This window comes from Streptomyces sp. NPDC060209 (genome assembly GCF_042728155.1).
In the GTDB taxonomy this organism is placed as follows: Bacteria; Actinomycetota; Actinomycetes; order Streptomycetales; family Streptomycetaceae; genus Streptomyces.
Map to the genome: position 1 here is coordinate 15,778 of NZ_JBHWZS010000032.1, position 14,414 is coordinate 30,191.

General features: G+C 70.1%; 8 protein-coding genes. 2 read left to right on the top strand and 6 right to left on the bottom strand.

Going from position 1 to position 14,414, the window contains the following annotated elements; translation table 11 throughout:
* Positions 1 to 14 precede the first annotated feature (14 nt).
* The 5 genes from ACFWFI_RS09445 to ACFWFI_RS09465 all read right to left on the bottom strand — a co-directional run bounded on the left by ACFWFI_RS09445 (position 15) and on the right by ACFWFI_RS09465 (position 10,952).
* A complete protein-coding gene (locus tag ACFWFI_RS09445; RefSeq protein ID WP_387387448.1) occupies positions 15 to 4,520 on the bottom strand; it encodes a hypothetical protein in 4,506 nt (1,501 codons plus the stop codon).
* Positions 4,521 to 4,527: 7 nt separating this feature from the next.
* Positions 4,528 to 7,443: a hypothetical protein gene (locus tag ACFWFI_RS09450; RefSeq protein ID WP_387387450.1), complete on the bottom strand. Its 2,916-nt coding sequence runs from the start codon at positions 7,441 to 7,443 to the stop codon at positions 4,528 to 4,530.
* A complete protein-coding gene (locus tag ACFWFI_RS09455) occupies positions 7,443 to 9,422 on the bottom strand; it encodes a DUF6603 domain-containing protein (protein ID WP_387387451.1) in 1,980 nt (659 codons plus the stop codon). The genes ACFWFI_RS09450 and ACFWFI_RS09455 overlap by 1 nt, the downstream gene beginning before the upstream one ends.
* A gap of 73 nt (positions 9,423 to 9,495) precedes the next feature.
* The gene (locus tag ACFWFI_RS09460; RefSeq protein ID WP_387387453.1) at positions 9,496 to 10,182 is read right to left on the bottom strand and encodes a hypothetical protein; all 687 of its coding nucleotides are present in this window, start codon (positions 10,180 to 10,182) and stop codon (positions 9,496 to 9,498) included.
* 71 nt (positions 10,183 to 10,253) lie between these two features.
* Positions 10,254 to 10,952, bottom strand: a complete 699-nt coding sequence (locus ACFWFI_RS09465) for a hypothetical protein (RefSeq protein ID WP_387387454.1) — start codon at positions 10,950 to 10,952, stop codon at positions 10,254 to 10,256.
* 337 nt (positions 10,953 to 11,289) lie between these two features.
* On the opposite strand from ACFWFI_RS09465, the gene ACFWFI_RS09470 reads away from it, so the two are divergent.
* A complete protein-coding gene (locus ACFWFI_RS09470; RefSeq protein WP_387387455.1) occupies positions 11,290 to 12,012 on the top strand; it encodes a peptidoglycan-binding protein in 723 nt (240 codons plus the stop codon).
* Positions 12,013 to 12,375: 363 nt separating this feature from the next.
* Positions 12,376 to 13,404: a pentapeptide repeat-containing protein gene (locus tag ACFWFI_RS09475; protein WP_387387456.1), complete on the top strand. Its 1,029-nt coding sequence runs from the start codon at positions 12,376 to 12,378 to the stop codon at positions 13,402 to 13,404.
* Positions 13,405 to 13,461: 57 nt separating this feature from the next.
* On the opposite strand, the gene ACFWFI_RS09480 is transcribed toward ACFWFI_RS09475, so the two are convergent.
* Positions 13,462 to 14,166, bottom strand: a complete 705-nt coding sequence (locus ACFWFI_RS09480; RefSeq protein WP_387387458.1) for a Med9 domain-containing protein — start codon at positions 14,164 to 14,166, stop codon at positions 13,462 to 13,464.
* Positions 14,167 to 14,414 lie beyond the last annotated feature (248 nt).

Genomic DNA, 14,414 nt, shown 5'->3' on the forward strand with positions numbered 1-14,414 from the left:
GATTCCTCCACGGGTTAATGGAAGCCCCAGGTCCCCGGCTCGGCCCACTGCACCGGCAGCACGCCGCGCAGCTCTGTGAAATCGCTCAAGTCCATGCCGCGGACGCGTGCCAGGGCGAACGTCTCCTCCACCACTGCGTGTACGTCTTCCATGCACCAGCCGCGCATCGGATCGGGCGGTACGGCGAGCAGCCATGCCTGGGGTGCCCGCGCGTCCGGCTGGTTGTAGTGGAATGCGAGTGCCCCCATCTCCTCCTGCGCGGCTTCCGGAACGGTCTCGGTCCACGCGTCCACCACGAGCCCGCAGAGTTGGCCGACGGCCGGTTCTCCGTCCGCCCGCAGGACCGCGCAGTGACGCGGGGCGGGATCACTGCGGGAGGGCACGGGGGCCGGTCCGCGAGCGATCCACCTCTGCCCGGCCGGCGACTGGGTGACGGCCGTCCCGCAGGGCGTCGTCCCGGCCAGGGCTTCCGAGGCCGTCAGCGCGTCGCCGAGGGTGGCTGCCTGCGGTCTGACCCGTTCCATGTCCATCAGCCAGTCGCCGACGGCATCGTCGTCGGCGCCGTCCGGACGCGGGGCAGCCAGCGCGGCGCCGGCGGTGGTCCCGCCGAGCCGGAACACGGGCAGTACGGGAAGGGTTTCACCGAGTACGGAGGACACCGCCGTACGCAGCCGTGTGGCCCACTCCAGCACCTCTGAGGGCTCCTTCGGCGGCTCCGGGACCAGTTCGAGGGGCGAGTCGTCGAAGTGGTCGAGCACGAAGGCGGTCTGTGCCCGCAGGGACTCCTGGCCGGCGTCGTCGACGGGCGGGCCGAGGGAGCACGCGGCGTGAACGCCGTTGTCCGCGAGTCCGTCGAGGGTCTTGACGACGGCCTCGGCAGAGGTGGGAAGGGTCTTCGCCTGCTCGCGCAGCCAGGCGACTCCCGATGTGACGGCGTTCTGCCACGTCGTCACCCGGGCGGCCAGATCGTTCAGATCGGCGCCTGCCCAGTCGTCGCCCGCGTCGGCGTCCAGGTCGGACAGGAGCAGCGGCCGGGCCGTGCGCAGCACGTCGCCCAGCGAACGGCACAGGAGCTGGAGTTCCGCGAAACGGGCGGCCGAGGGCCGGGTGATGCGTTGCGGCGCGGAGCCGGTCACGTGGGCTGCGGCGTGCCGCACCAGCCGTCGTGCCAGCGGGGTGTCCTGGCTCAGAGGGTCCTTGGCCCCATCCCCGGAGGTTCCGGAGCCGAGCACCACATCCAGTGCGCAGACCCCGAGGTCCGCCAGACCGATGGCGACCGGCGCGGCGGCGTCGCCGAAGTCGAAGCGCCACGCGGCGGCGTCGCCGAGGCGCATCTGGCACCAGCGTTCCACCGCCGGTTCGAGCGTGGCGAGGGGTCGGCCGGGGGCCCAGCCGGCCGTGCCGCTCGCCGGTGCGAGGAGTCCGAGACGGAAGGTGAGCGCGACCGCCGAGCGTGGGGTACGGACCACCTCGAAGTCCTGCGGGAGGTTGTCCCCACGTGCGATGCCGTCGGCCGCCGCGCCCGCGCGGAGCGGATTGCCCGCTACGAGGTGGTGGACGCTCTCCGCGAGCAGCAGATCACCGACGGCGTCGACGGTGGCCTCGAGCTCCACCACCAGCGGTGCGGCCTGGTCCAGCAGCGGTGCCGCAGCGGTCCCCAGCTCCAGAGCCCCCAGGTCCCGGCCATGAGCAAGCCAGTCGTCGAGCAGTGCCTGCCCGTCGACGATGTCCCGCGCGGCTATCGCCGTGCGAGCCTCTTCGCCGCCCTCCGCGTTCGGGTCGACGAGTCCCGGCGTCGGATATCGGCTGCGGAGGACGTCGATGAGTGCGTCGAGCCGGGCGTCGTGCAGGCCGCGTTCCAGGGAGTATCCGAGCAGCGCGCTGAGCGTCTGCCCGGAGCGGATGCCGTCGACGACGGCGAGGGCGCGGCGCACACGGCTCGAGGCGAGGTTGACGTCGAAGGCCTGTCGGTCGGCGTGGCTCAGCCAGCCGGAGCGGAGCACGGCGAGGGTGGTGGCGTGGTGCATCGACGGTGCGACGAGGTAACCGTCGTTCGTCTGCTTCGCTCCGGCGGCACCGCTGTCGTTGTCGACTCCGCCGGTCTCCTCGGCGGGCACTTCCCCCTCAGCGGGCGCCGCCCCCTCGGCCGGCAACTCGCCCTCCGTGGAAACCTCTTCGGCGGGCGCCGCCCCCTCAGCGACCACCTCTTCCGCGGGCGCCTCCCCCTCCGTGGCCCCCTCGCCCGTGCCGGTCTCCCCTTCTTCACGGGGGCCGACGTCCGTGACCCAGCCGTAGGCGCCCAGGTGGGTCACGGACGGGCTGTTGCTCCTCAGCTTGTCCAGCCGGGCCGAGGCGGCCGAGGTCATCCAGGCGTCCAGGCGGTACGTCTGGGTGTCGAGCACTTCCATCAGCAGGCGTTCCACGCGCGGCAGGTCCCCGCCTATCCGGTCCTCCACCTCCGCCAGTTCACCGAATGCCAGGCAGATCCAGTCGTAGGAGTCCGGTGTGACTCCGGTGCCGGCCGTCACCTGGTCGTCGAGCAGCCTCACAGCCGGCTCCACGGACCCACCGGAGGTCAGCCGGTCCTGCAGCCGCTGGTGGTGGAGGCGTATGACCATGATGGCGAGATGGTAGAGAAGGCCAAGCTTCCCCGTGGAGGCCCCGTCGATGACTCCCTTGAACGCGTTGAAGCGCTCAAGGCGTTCCGGGGGCAGTTCGTGCTGGGCCGACAACAGCGAAGCTGTTTCCTGCCACCAGTCCCACATCCCGCGGAGGGGTGCGTGGCCAAGCACCTCCCGCAGTTCCGGCGTGGTCTCCTCCGCGACGGTGAATTCCTGCGGAGGTCCCGGCGGGACCTCCTCGAGGCCCGGTGGGAGCGACCAGGCGAACCCGCTGCGATGCGGGATCGAGCCGGTGGGGGTATCGGGCGGCACCTGCTCGGGTGGGGCCGGGACGGGCGTCTGGAGGATGTAGCGCAGCCGCCGGGACGCGGGCAGGCGGTGCAGCAGGTCATTGATGACAGCATCCGGGTCGCCACCTGCGCCGGCCTGTGGCGCCCGCCAGCCGTTCGACTCGGCGTAGGTGCGGAATTCGGAGATGTGGTTGAGGATGCGCAGGTCGACCTCGGTTCCGTGCCAGAGGTCCAGCGAGGTGGTGGGAAGGATCCCGTACGGCTGACGCCCGACGCGGACCGTGGGCAGCGGACCTCTGCCGCGTACGTGGTCCACGAAGTGGGAGACGAGGAACAGCAGGTCGGGATGGGGCGTCACGTTGCCCTCGTTGTCGAAGGACCGCCAGTTGGTGGAGGCCGCGGTCAGCGCTCCGACGGCGGCGTGCAGGTGGAGAAGCAGGTCGTGGTCGTCCTCGGCAAGCCCGTCGGTGACCTCCGCGAGCACCGAGCCGGCGCCGGGACCGAGCGCATGCGCGACGCGGGCCGCGGCCTGATGGCTGTCGGGCCGGTAGGCGGCGTGCTGCCCGGCGATCTGCTCCGGGGGCGCCGGAGGGGTCAGGGTGCGCCAGGCCGACCTGGTCCTCGTCGTGTTGTTGGTGGGCGTGCCGGTGGGCAGCACGGCGAGTCCGTCGGTGCAGCGATGGGCCTCCAGCAGGGTCCCGACCAGGCCTGCGGTGTCCTGCGAAGGCGCGCTGCGCACCCCGGCGACCGTGAGGAGGGCGAAGTGCCGGGGCAGGTCGCCCAACGGGACCCTGACTCCCATACCGACCTTGACGGCCTCGGTGAAATCGGTGAGCCATAGCGGCGGTGCGGTGGCCGACGGCCCCAGTCCGACGTCCAGCGTCTCGGGCACCGGCTCGCCCTCCTGGCGCCAGGCGATTCCGATCTGGCCGTCGCCGGTCACCTGGTAGCCGGAGAAGACGAGCCGGTCGGGCAGCACGTAGCAGCGCGCCGGCCTGGTCCACGCGCTGTCGCGCAGAGGCGGTTCGCCGGCGGGGGGACCAGGGGCGGCCGCACCGCCGTCGCCGGAGGACGGAGTCTGGGGGGCCGTCGCCTCCGTGGGGCGCGCCTTCGTCGTCCAGGCGGCCCGCCCGGGCCCGATGGACGCGACCAGCTGCCTCCAGGCCGCGGCGCGCTTGTCCTGGTCGTCCCCCGCGGCCGCCACCTCTTTCAAGTACGCGTCGGTCGCCGTGCGTTCGGCAGCGGTGAGCGCGGTCTCGTGGGAGTCGACGTGGATTTCGTCGGGGTAGGCGCGGATCCACAGCTCCGGTCCGCTCCCGTCGACGGTCCGGAACACCGTCTCCAGGCGGAGCGGCAGGAGCAGCAGCGGGTCCTTGGCGCCGTCGGCCCACAGCGGGGGCGCCTGGCCCGCCAGTTCGCGGTAGGTTTCGCGTACCTGCTGGAGATGGGTGTCGGCGGCGTCGACCTCCTGCCGTTGACTGAGCATCTCCTGTTCCAGGTTCGGCTCTTTGAGCAGCATCCGCTTCTCGTAGCCCGCCAGTCCCGCCCGGGACCAGTTCAGTGCGATGCGGGCGTCGGCGACCGCTCGGTGCGCTCGTGCGAGTTCCATGTCCACTTCAGGGCTCTCCGATCAGGCTGCGGGCGGACCTGACGACTCGGAACGGCCGTTGCAGGGCCATGTTCGCCACTTCGGCCGCGTTCCACCGCCCGGGGATCACGGGCCCGGGTGTGCCGTCCGGAGCGACGACCCTGCCCTCCACGTCGGCGAATCCGCGGCCGTCGCCGACCGTTGCCCAGCTCAAGTCGCTCCATGGCGGTTTGGGCTGTTCCTCCTCCATGGGCTCGTCGGCCTGGGCGGATGCCGTCTCCGGGGTGTCGAAGCCGAACCTGATCCGGTAGGCGTTCTCCGCGAGGACGAACCACCAGTCGTGGATGTCCGCCTCGGGGAGCTCGAAGGCGTATCCGCAGGTCTGCTCGTCCAGCTTGAGGACCATGGTCGGACGCTGCCAGGTGCTCTCCCCGAGATCGCTCTGCTGCCGGGCCGCCGGCGGGATGGCGGCGACCGTCATGTTGGGGTACCGGCGTACGAGCGGGCCGCGGATCACGAGCACGTCCAGTCCGCCCGCGCCGCCCGTCAGTTGGGCGCCCAGCTCTCCGTCCGCCGGCCAGGTGTGGATCGGTGGGACGTCGGAGAGCCCGTCCGTGCGGGGCCAGAACAAGCTGAACGGGCTGCCTCGCAGGTCGGTGGGGTACTCGCGCCAGCGCATCTCGCGGTTCATCTCGTTGTTGACGCCGACCATGAAGGCCGCGATGAACGGCGCGTTGGCTTTGAGGAGCACCGCGCGGTTCTCCGGGATCGCGGCGGAGCCGGGCAGGAACCAGTCCGGTGCACTGTCCTTGAGTGCGAGGGCCATCGGCGCGGTGAAGGCCGGACTCGCCATGATGGGATCGGTGGGAGAGGGCGTCTCGGCGCCGAGGAAACCGGGCGCCGCGGAGGCCATGGACGCGAGCCGCGCCGCGAGGAGCGGGCCGGGCTCGAACGCGGAGGCCAGCCGTGCGCACACACCGGCGGGGTCGACGGGCACGCCCAGCTCCAGGAGGTGGCTGCCCGGGTCGTCCGTCATCGTGTCCTGTGCGAGCACCTGGTGGTGCACCGGCAGGCTCATGGCCAGACCCGCGGCCATCGCGGTGAACTGAGCCGCCAGTTCCGGGACCAGCGGCCCGACGTTGGCAGCCGTGAATGCCCGCTCGACCGCCATCAGCCGGCTCGCGGTCATGGCCTCCGGGCTCGGCGTCCCTCCTCCGTCCGGTGCGGCGGGCTGCTCGCCCAGCAGCCTCCGGACCGGTGCCGAGACAGCCGAAGTCAGCGCCTGTGCCTGGCTGGTGAAGCCGTTCGCCTCGGCCGAGGTCGCCACGGCCGAGAGGACCCGCAGCAGTTCCCCGGCGTGCTGCGCGTCGTCCGCGCGCAATGCGGCTCCCACGCCTGCCACCAGCGCGTCGGTGGCCTCCCCCGGCAGTTGACCCGTCGATTGAGGGCCTGTGACGACAGGAGTCGGCAGCGGCGGGACGAGCTCGCCCTTGAGTGTCCGTTCGACGTATGTGCCCGGGTCGACGCCTGTGCGTCGGGCCACCGGCCCACGGGAGCGCAGCAGCCGGTGCAGGGCGGGGGCGGCGAGTTCCGTCGGCGCCGGGCTCACCGCGATCTCCGTCCCCAGCGGCAGCCCGTCCCCGGTCCGGACCCGGTCGTGGACCGGCGCCGCCAGCCGGATGAGCTCGGCCGGGGACAGCGTGGCGACTTCCCTGCGGTGCACGGACGCGGCGATCTCGGTGCAGAAGGCCGTGCGCCGCCTCAGCCGGTTGGCCTCCCGGACGGTCCCGACCTGTTCCCAGGCCTTGGCCATGAGGAACTCCTGGTTCTCACGCACCCAGTCGACTCCCAGCGCGGCCGCGATCCGGCGTTCGGGATTCAGGTTCAGGTCCGCCGGCCATCCGGTCTCGGCCGGTTCGATCGTGTGCCGTACGAGGTGGTCACCGCCGTAGAACGGTGGGCCCACGTCCTCGACCGTGCCGCGGCTGATGTGCTGGGCGACCCGTTGGCGAAAGTCCGCGAGCGCTGCTTCGGTCGCCGTGCCCTCCGGCGGGTCATGGAGGGTCAGCACACCCTGCACGGTGATCGTCTGCCGTACTTCGGGAGGATCTCCGGACTGCAGTGGGGCGCCGGTGCGCCATGGTTCCGTGATGTCGACCGTGCGCCCGCCCAGGCCGGCGATCTCCCCCGCCTTCAGCGGGACCACGGCCGTCGCGAGCTGCTCGAAGTCGCCGGCGGCGCCCGTCCGGAACCCCCAGTGGTAGTACACCGGCAGCCGCACCACACCCCGTCCGATCTGCCAGGCGTCGCCGAGCTGGTCGACGACGGCATGCCCGGAGCTGAGACCGGCGACCCTGCCCCCTTCGAAGGCAGGTACCAGACACGCCAGGTAGTCGATGCCCTTCTTGTCGGCGCCTTCCCCCAGCATCCGGGGGCACAGCAGTCGTGACAGCAGAGGGCCGGGCTGACCCGCGGGCCTTTGCACGTGCGCCCACGCCCAGGACGCCGCGAGGTCCGGCAGCACCGCGGAATCCACGTCGACGAAGGGCAGCGGTGTGCCGGGCTGCACAGGGTGCCCGTCGCGCTCGATGACGGCGAGGACCAGCCATGGACGCAGCCGTCCCAGGTCGGCCCGCGCGGGTGTGAACAGCCACGGCAGCTCCGGTACGTCGAACTCGACGGAGGCGAGGTAGTTGGGTTCCGTGTCGGAGCTCCCCGGTGCCGGATCCACGCGCACGATGTGCCCGGGGTCGATACCGATCACGCCCTCCGGACCCAGCATCCGCAGCCCGGTGTCGGGCGGATCCATGGGCACCGGCTGCCCGTCCGGGCCGGCGAGGGCCAGCTGCGGCTTCAGTTCCGGCAGGAGATGGGGCATCGTGTTGGCCACGGCGGCCCCGATGGAACTCTGCATGTACGGCGCGAACTGCAGATCTTGTGGCATCAGCCCTGCACCTCCCACTGCTCGACGGCGTTCAGCGCGGTCCTGCCTGCGAGCTGAAGCCGGATCTCGGCGTCGACCGGGGCGCCCCCCGCCTCGCCCGTCGGAACGAGCGCCGCCTCGTCCCGCCCGACCTCGGTCATCGACCAGGCCGACATGACCGCCAGCGGAGGCCGATCCGTCACCGTCATGGGCTTCTCCGTCGAGGGCCACCAGTGCGGATTGCCCACGGAGTCGGCGGCGGCCACCACCTCGACGTCCGCCAGCTCCACGATCCGCCGGGCCCTGCGGATCATCTTCAGCCGCCTCTCCTCGACGACCTTGGTCTCCCAGACGAGGCTTGCGGTGATGAACGCGGTGTCGTCCGGTACGCCGGTGTCCGTGACGAACTCGACTCCCGACCGGTAGTCGTCGAACGCCGGGCTGCCGAGCTGTTCGTCCTCGGTCATCGCCGTGAAGAAGCCCGGAGCGAAGGAGTCGACGGTGATCCCGCCCTGCGCGTTCTCCTCGCCGAGCTTCGCGGCCGCGATGTCCCAACGCTGCGGCGGCTCAACCGGTGCCCGGCCGAATCGCTGGATGGGCACGCCGAAGGGCAGCACACGCTGCCGTGCCACGAGCCGGCCGTGCGGATGGACCCGTCCGCCGTCCGCGAGCAGCCGGTTCGCGTAGGAGGACAGGCTGACGGGCGAACGGTCGGATTGGGGTGGCAGGACCGTCCAGGCGCTCTGCTGCCGGAAGGCCTTCTTCAGCTCCGCCGCCAGATCGGGTGGTGGAGTGAGTACCGGCGGGGGCCTGTTGCCCCAGGTCTCGTCGAAGTCGAACGACGCCTCGAACAGGAAGAGGTCGATGCTGCCGCGCCCTACGGCGTGCCAGGGGGTCGGGCCCTCCAGCGTCAGGGAGAAGGCGATTCCCAACAGGGTCTCGCCGAACACCCTGACCGCGAGAGAGCCGCGCATGGACGCGGTGAACGCCAGTGCGGGCTCGAAATGGATCAGCACGTCGAGGCCGAACTGTCCGCGCAGACCGCATCCCGCGACCTCTGCCACCAGGAACAGCTGAGCACCGAACTGCACGGTGTTGCTGGTGATCGCGAAGTAGGCCTCGGCGCGCAACTGGAGCCAAGGCACCGGCGAGAGATTCATGCTCAGCCGGTGCAGAGCAGGCACACCACGTGGAATGGGGAAGGCCGGGTGGAAGCCGCCCGCGCTGAGCACGAACGTCGCGTCGGGGCCGCCCCGGCTCAGCACGAGCACGTCTCCGTCCAGGGGGATCCCGGCCATGTGAGAACCGGTCAGGCTCGCCATGAGGAAGGCGCTCGGCTCGGCGCTGTCGTACTGACCGGCGAACGTGGCCTTCAGCTCGATCAGCGGCACCGCCGGATCCGGAACCGCGACCCGCAGCACCCCGAGGACCGAAAGCCTTACGGGGTCGGGGAGTTCGGCGATGACGGCGGCCGACAGGGACACCATCCGGGCGCCCCAGGAGATGCGGAACATCGGTCCGACGACGAGCCGTCCCGGCATGACGGGGAAGAGGCCTGGCAGCCGGGGGATGACGCGCAGCGCCGCCTCCACGGGATCGGGCGGGAACAGCAGGTCGTTGACCGTGCCGTCCGCGATGCCGCTGATCAGGGCGTCCCGGTCCACCCCCCGGTTCACGCCCACGACTCCGCCGACTCCGCTGAGGGCGAAGCCCAGGCCGATCTGGATTCCGGGTTCGGGGAACGTCGCACCGAGCAGCACGATGAACGACGCGCCGCCGGGCCCTTTCAGCTTCACCTCCCCGAACGCTGTCGCGGTCACCACGGGCATGGCCGCGCTCATGACACCGGACAGCGAGCTGAAGTCGGCACTTCTGTCGAGCTGGCCGCGCAGCCGCACGGGCGGGAGCGGAACATCGACCGCCACTGATTCAGGGATTTGCCCCAAGGCCCATTTCTCCAGGTCAAGTCCCGGGATGACACCCATCTCGCGTCTCACCATCCATCAGTCGATGAGAGTGCCCCGATGTGTCAGCGCACTCTCCCGGCCCGCGCTCGCCGAGCTCGATGCGTCGTCACGGTTCTTCGGGACGGCCCTGGCCCAGGGGGAGCCAGTCCCAGAAGTTGTGGGTGCCCGCGGGCCGGTAGCGGACAAGCCCGGGAAAGTGCGGCATCCGCTTGAGCGCGTGCTGGGCTGCCGCCTTCCCGGCCACGTCGAAGGAGTCCGTGACGTCGCCGTGCCAGTAGCCGGCATCGTTCAGGTCATCGCCTGAGAGCTCGTGCGGCGGATCCACGCAGATCGGCAGGTACAACCGGTCGGCTCCGCCCTTGCCCGTGCACGCCTTGTCCAGCGCCCGGCCCACGAGCCAGACGTCGGAACCGCCGTCGGCATCGGGAGCGAACTGCCCCAGCATCAGGCGCAGAGGAGCATCGCCGACGCTCTTCCAGGCCACAGCGAACTCACCGGCCATCTCTCCGGTCTCGCCGCCTGCCTCCGGCTCGGAGCCGGGCACTCTGACGACCAGGCCGCTGCTCTCCGTCACAGGCCGCAGCCGCCAGCCTTCTGCCCGGCCGTCGGCGTTTCCGGCGATCGCGCCCTCCGCCCAGGCGTTCATGAACCCACCATGGCGGCTGGCCTGTGTCGGCGGCACCTCAGGTGGTGTGCTGACGCCCGCGTCGTAGCCGGCCTGCCAGCCTCGGGCTTCGACCGAGAGGTCGCTGCTTCCGTCCTTCGCATCGGCATAGGGATTGGTGAAGGGCATGATTCCTCGGCTCCTTCGTCGTCATGGGAGCTTTTCGTCGCCGGAACATCGGAGCGCCTCGACTCCCCCGGTCAGCACGTGCCGATTCCCGGGAGCCAGGGGCTTGGATGGTCGATGAAGATGTTGGAGATGTATCCCCCGAATTCGGGCAGGAAGGACCAGGCGTTGTTGGTGTGGCCGGCGGTGTTCACCGTGTCGCCTTCCACCTGGCAGGACACACGCACCTGGGTGGGGCCGGCCAGTACGGCGACGACGGGTGCGCCCAGCCGCGGCTCCTGACGCACGTTCACATCGCTTCCCCAGGTCGTGAAATCACCGCCGGTGTCACTGTGCTCATCCCGGCGGTCCTCCTCCGGGGTCCCTCCGAGAACGGGGAGGTTCCACGGCTGGCCGTCATCGCACAACGGGTCGGCCACGACTGAGAGATGAACGTGCTTGTCATGCGGATTCGCACCCTCGTACGGGCCCCACTGCCAATTGCGGTTGGTTCCTATGCGGCGGTTCGCGATGACGTACTTGATCCTGGGGTCCTGACTCGCCAACAGCTGGTCGGCGACCTCCTGGATTTCGAGCCCGTGGGTCGGATCGTGGGTGAAGTCCCGCGCAGTGACGATTCCCGGTCCGTACCAGGGGTTGTGGTCGCTCGCGCGTCCGGACGCCTGGTGCGCAGCGTCCCCGATACTGCCGTCGGAGACGGTGGAACGTTCAGGAAAACGGGTGTTCAGCTGATGCCGCAGCGTTTCCAGACTGCCTGCTACCCGCCAGTCCATCGTCAACACTTCCCCACGAAAGCCGAGTTTCCCTCATCAGGCACTCGCCGACCGATTCCGTCTCATCCTGTCGGGCACGGTGTGCACGCCGGCGTCCGGCCATCCGGTCGGAGGCGCCGCGGCAGTGCCCTCAGGTCCGGCCCGCGTCGACCGAAGCAGAAGTCGCTCAATGCTCGATCAGGCCTGTTCCCCAGTATCCGGCATTCGGGTGGAGCGTGCACCTCAGCCCGGAGTGCACCCCCGCTTCCTTTCTTCGACCCGCGACGCGAGAATGGAGAAAGGAATTGACAGCGCGTCCGCTCGAGGCTCCTTTGCCCGGGACGAGGAGGCGACACCCATGGTGCTGCTCCGCAACACACGATTCGGCAAATCAAATGAGGACATCCGTACGGTCCAGCGCGGCCTGATCGCCCGGGGCCGTGACATCCCGGACGGCGCCACCGGGCACTTCGGTGACCAGACCAGAGCCGCTTACGCGGCGGAGCAGCGCGCCCAGGGCTACACCGGGACAGACGCGGACGGCAACCCCGGCTGCACGTCCCTGACCGAGCTCGGGCGCCTCGCGGGCTTCCCCGTGGACTGCCGCGGCGCCGTGGCCTCCTCCACCAACCCAGGCAAGCTCAGCCTGACCCAGGTCACCTACGACGACCCGCAGGACAAGGCGGGGAAGCCCGCGATGCAGGGCTACGCACGGAAGGCCTGCGCCATGACGGGCATGGACCCGCGGTTCGGACTTCCGGCACTGGTCACCATCACCGCCCGGGAATCCGCCTACAACAACCGGCACTGGCGGGTCAACACAACGGACTCGAACGCACGTGGGCGGACCATGGCCGACGGTCATCCGCAGGATTGCTCACGCGGCGCCACCCAGTGCGTTCCCACCACGTTCGCCGCCTATCACCAGGCGGAGACCGCGACGACGCCGTACGACGTGGTCGCCGATATGTGCGCCACCATCAACTATGTGCGTGATCGCTACGACGTGAACCGGGCGGGTTCGAATTTCGCCTCCCGCGTCCAGCAGGCCGACCCGAAAAGGCCTCCCCGAGGCTACTAGTTTCTCGCGGTCCAGCTTCTCGGCCATTGCTCGCACAAGCGCCGCGATCCGGCATTGGGAACCGGCACACCGGACGGGATGGTTGCGAAAATCAATTATCCAGTGCGAAAAGAAATATGAGGCCCGGCCGGATTACCACACCACGCGGCGAATGCCGCACATCACGGTTCGTGCGCGCCCGTTCGTGTGCCCTCGCGGTGTGGCGCCATAGTTGCCCCGGCTCGATGGCGTGCCATTGGAATGGTGACGAAAGACCGTGGCACCGGACGGCTCCGCCGAATTGCACACCGGCGCGCCGGGGGGCGACGCCGTCGGCAGGGAAGAGGCGGAGCCGGGACGAGCGGCGCCAAGGCCCGCAGCCAGATGGACTGGGTCGGACTGGTGGTGGTCAGCTTGCCGGGACTGGCCGCGCTGGCCGCACTGCTGTTCACCTGGATGCAGGTGGGGCAGGCCAGCAAGGAGCTGCGCATCAGCGAGCAGGGGCAGATCACCAACCGGTTCAACGCGGCGGTCACCAACCTGGGATCGGAGTCCGTGGATGTGCGCCTGGGGGGTGTCTACGGCCTGGAGCGCATCATGCAGGACTCCGTCCGCGACCATCCCACGGTCGTCTCCGTCCTCACCGCATACGTACGGCGTCACGCCCCCCTTCCAGGAGCCGGCGCCGAGAAGCGGCAGACCGCGTCGCAGGAGGTCGTTCCGGCCACGGACATCGAGGCGGTGATGGATGTCCTGGCCAAACGGCCGCTCGACGTCGACGAGGTGTTCAGGCTCGATGTGAGTCGCACCGACCTGAGGGGACTGCGATCCGGGCAGGGCGGCAGCAAATTCGCCGGGATGGTTTTCCAGGAGGCGGACCTGAGCGGCGCGGACCTGAACGGCGCGAACCTGATCAGCGCGAACCTCACCGACGCCGTGCTCCGCACCTCGAGTCTGATCGGCGCACGCCTGTCGGGTGCCGTCCTGAACGGCGCGGACCTGAACAAGGCGGACCTGAACAAGGCGGACCTGAACAGCGCGGAGCTGACCGGCGCGGACCTGACGGACGCGGACCTGAACGGAGCCTTCCTGACCGGTGCGCTACTGAACGGCGCCATCCTCGGCATCGCAGATCTCACCGGTGCGAACCTGTCCACGGCGGACCTGAGCAGCGCGGACCTGAACGGCGCACATCTGGCGTACGCGAATCTGACCGGCGCGGACCTGACCGAGGCCGACCTGACCGAGGCCGACCTGACCGGCGCGGACCTGACCGGCGCGACCTTGACCGAGGCCGACCTGACCAAGGCCGACCTGACCGGCGCGGACCTGACCGGCGCAATCCTGACCGACGCGCGTCTCACGGGCGCGAAGCTGAGTGGAGTCCGTGGGCTGCCGCCATCAGGACACTGAGTCCAGGTCCGCATCCCGGCTCCCGGGAGGTCACGGGAGCCTCGGGGCGTGGCCCCGTCAGTCCTCGGGTACGTAGTCCACACAGGAGGAGAACGGGTTTCGCTGCATGCATACCAACAGTGCGTGCAGCTCGGTCTTTTCCTGACTGGCCCCCGCAGCCACCGTCGCGGCGCACGACGGACCGGAAAGGCCCCAGAGGGATCCGTCCGACCAACCGACCTGGCGCGTTCGGTTCTCGACCGTCTCGACACATGCCGCAGACGGCTTGTAACGCTTGATCTCCTTCATCAGTTTCAGGTACTGGACATTCTTGAGCGCCTGGATCCGCTGCTTCACCTTCTTGAGGGCCTCTTCCCGCTCTTCCGGCGACGCCTTCGGATCCTGCACCGTCCGCAGCGCGTTGCAGGCTTCCTCGATGCGCTTCTGGATCTCCTTCCGGTCCTTCGGATCCTCCGGCGCCGACCGCGAGCCATGGAGTGCCTCCAGCCCCGCACCGGTCTCCCCCAGGCTCTTCATGGCCCACTTGGGCCCCTGCGGCGCATTCGACTGCGGCGGAGGCTCCAGGGCGGCTTTCACCGCATCGGTCATCGCCTTCACGATCCGCGTGTACGCCGCGCGATCCTGCGGCGTCACACCCGGATCCTGGATCGCTTTCAGCGTCGCGGTGAGCCCTCCCAAGATATGCATGTACGTGGCCCGGTCCTCCGGTGCCGTATTCGGGTCGTCGATGAGGGAGAGCATTTCGGTCAGCACCTCCTTCACCTTCTTCCTCACCTCCGCCGGCGCCTGCGCTGTCCGATCCTCCACCTCGCCCTTCAGCTTCCCGGGCTCCTCCGGACGCGGAGACCCGTCCGGGGGCGGCGCGTCCGACGACTCCGGTGTGTCGCCGGACGGGGGCGTGTCGGGAGACGGAGGGGTGTCGGCCGACGGCGAGGTGTCACCGGGCGGCGGTGTATCCGGCTCCGTGTCCCCAGGTGGCGGCTCCGGCGGCGACGGCGGCTCCGGCGGAG

What these genes read in the sequence shown, in the direction of transcription:
- ACFWFI_RS09475 (WP_387387456.1), top strand. Translation starts at nt 12,376, where the DNA reads ATGGACTGGGTCGGACTGGTGGTGGTCAGCTTGCCGGGACTGGCCGCG.
- ACFWFI_RS09460 (WP_387387453.1), bottom strand. Translation starts at nt 10,182, where the DNA reads ATGCCCTTCACCAATCCCTATGCCGATGCGAAGGACGGAAGCAGCGAC.
- ACFWFI_RS09455 (WP_387387451.1), bottom strand. Translation starts at nt 9,422, where the DNA reads ATGGTGAGACGCGAGATGGGTGTCATCCCGGGACTTGACCTGGAGAAA.
- ACFWFI_RS09465 (WP_387387454.1), bottom strand. Translation starts at nt 10,952, where the DNA reads ATGGACTGGCGGGTAGCAGGCAGTCTGGAAACGCTGCGGCATCAGCTG.
- ACFWFI_RS09470 (WP_387387455.1), top strand. Translation starts at nt 11,290, where the DNA reads ATGGTGCTGCTCCGCAACACACGATTCGGCAAATCAAATGAGGACATC.
- ACFWFI_RS09450 (WP_387387450.1), bottom strand. Translation starts at nt 7,443, where the DNA reads ATGCCACAAGATCTGCAGTTCGCGCCGTACATGCAGAGTTCCATCGGG.
- ACFWFI_RS09445 (WP_387387448.1), bottom strand. Translation starts at nt 4,520, where the DNA reads ATGGAACTCGCACGAGCGCACCGAGCGGTCGCCGACGCCCGCATCGCA.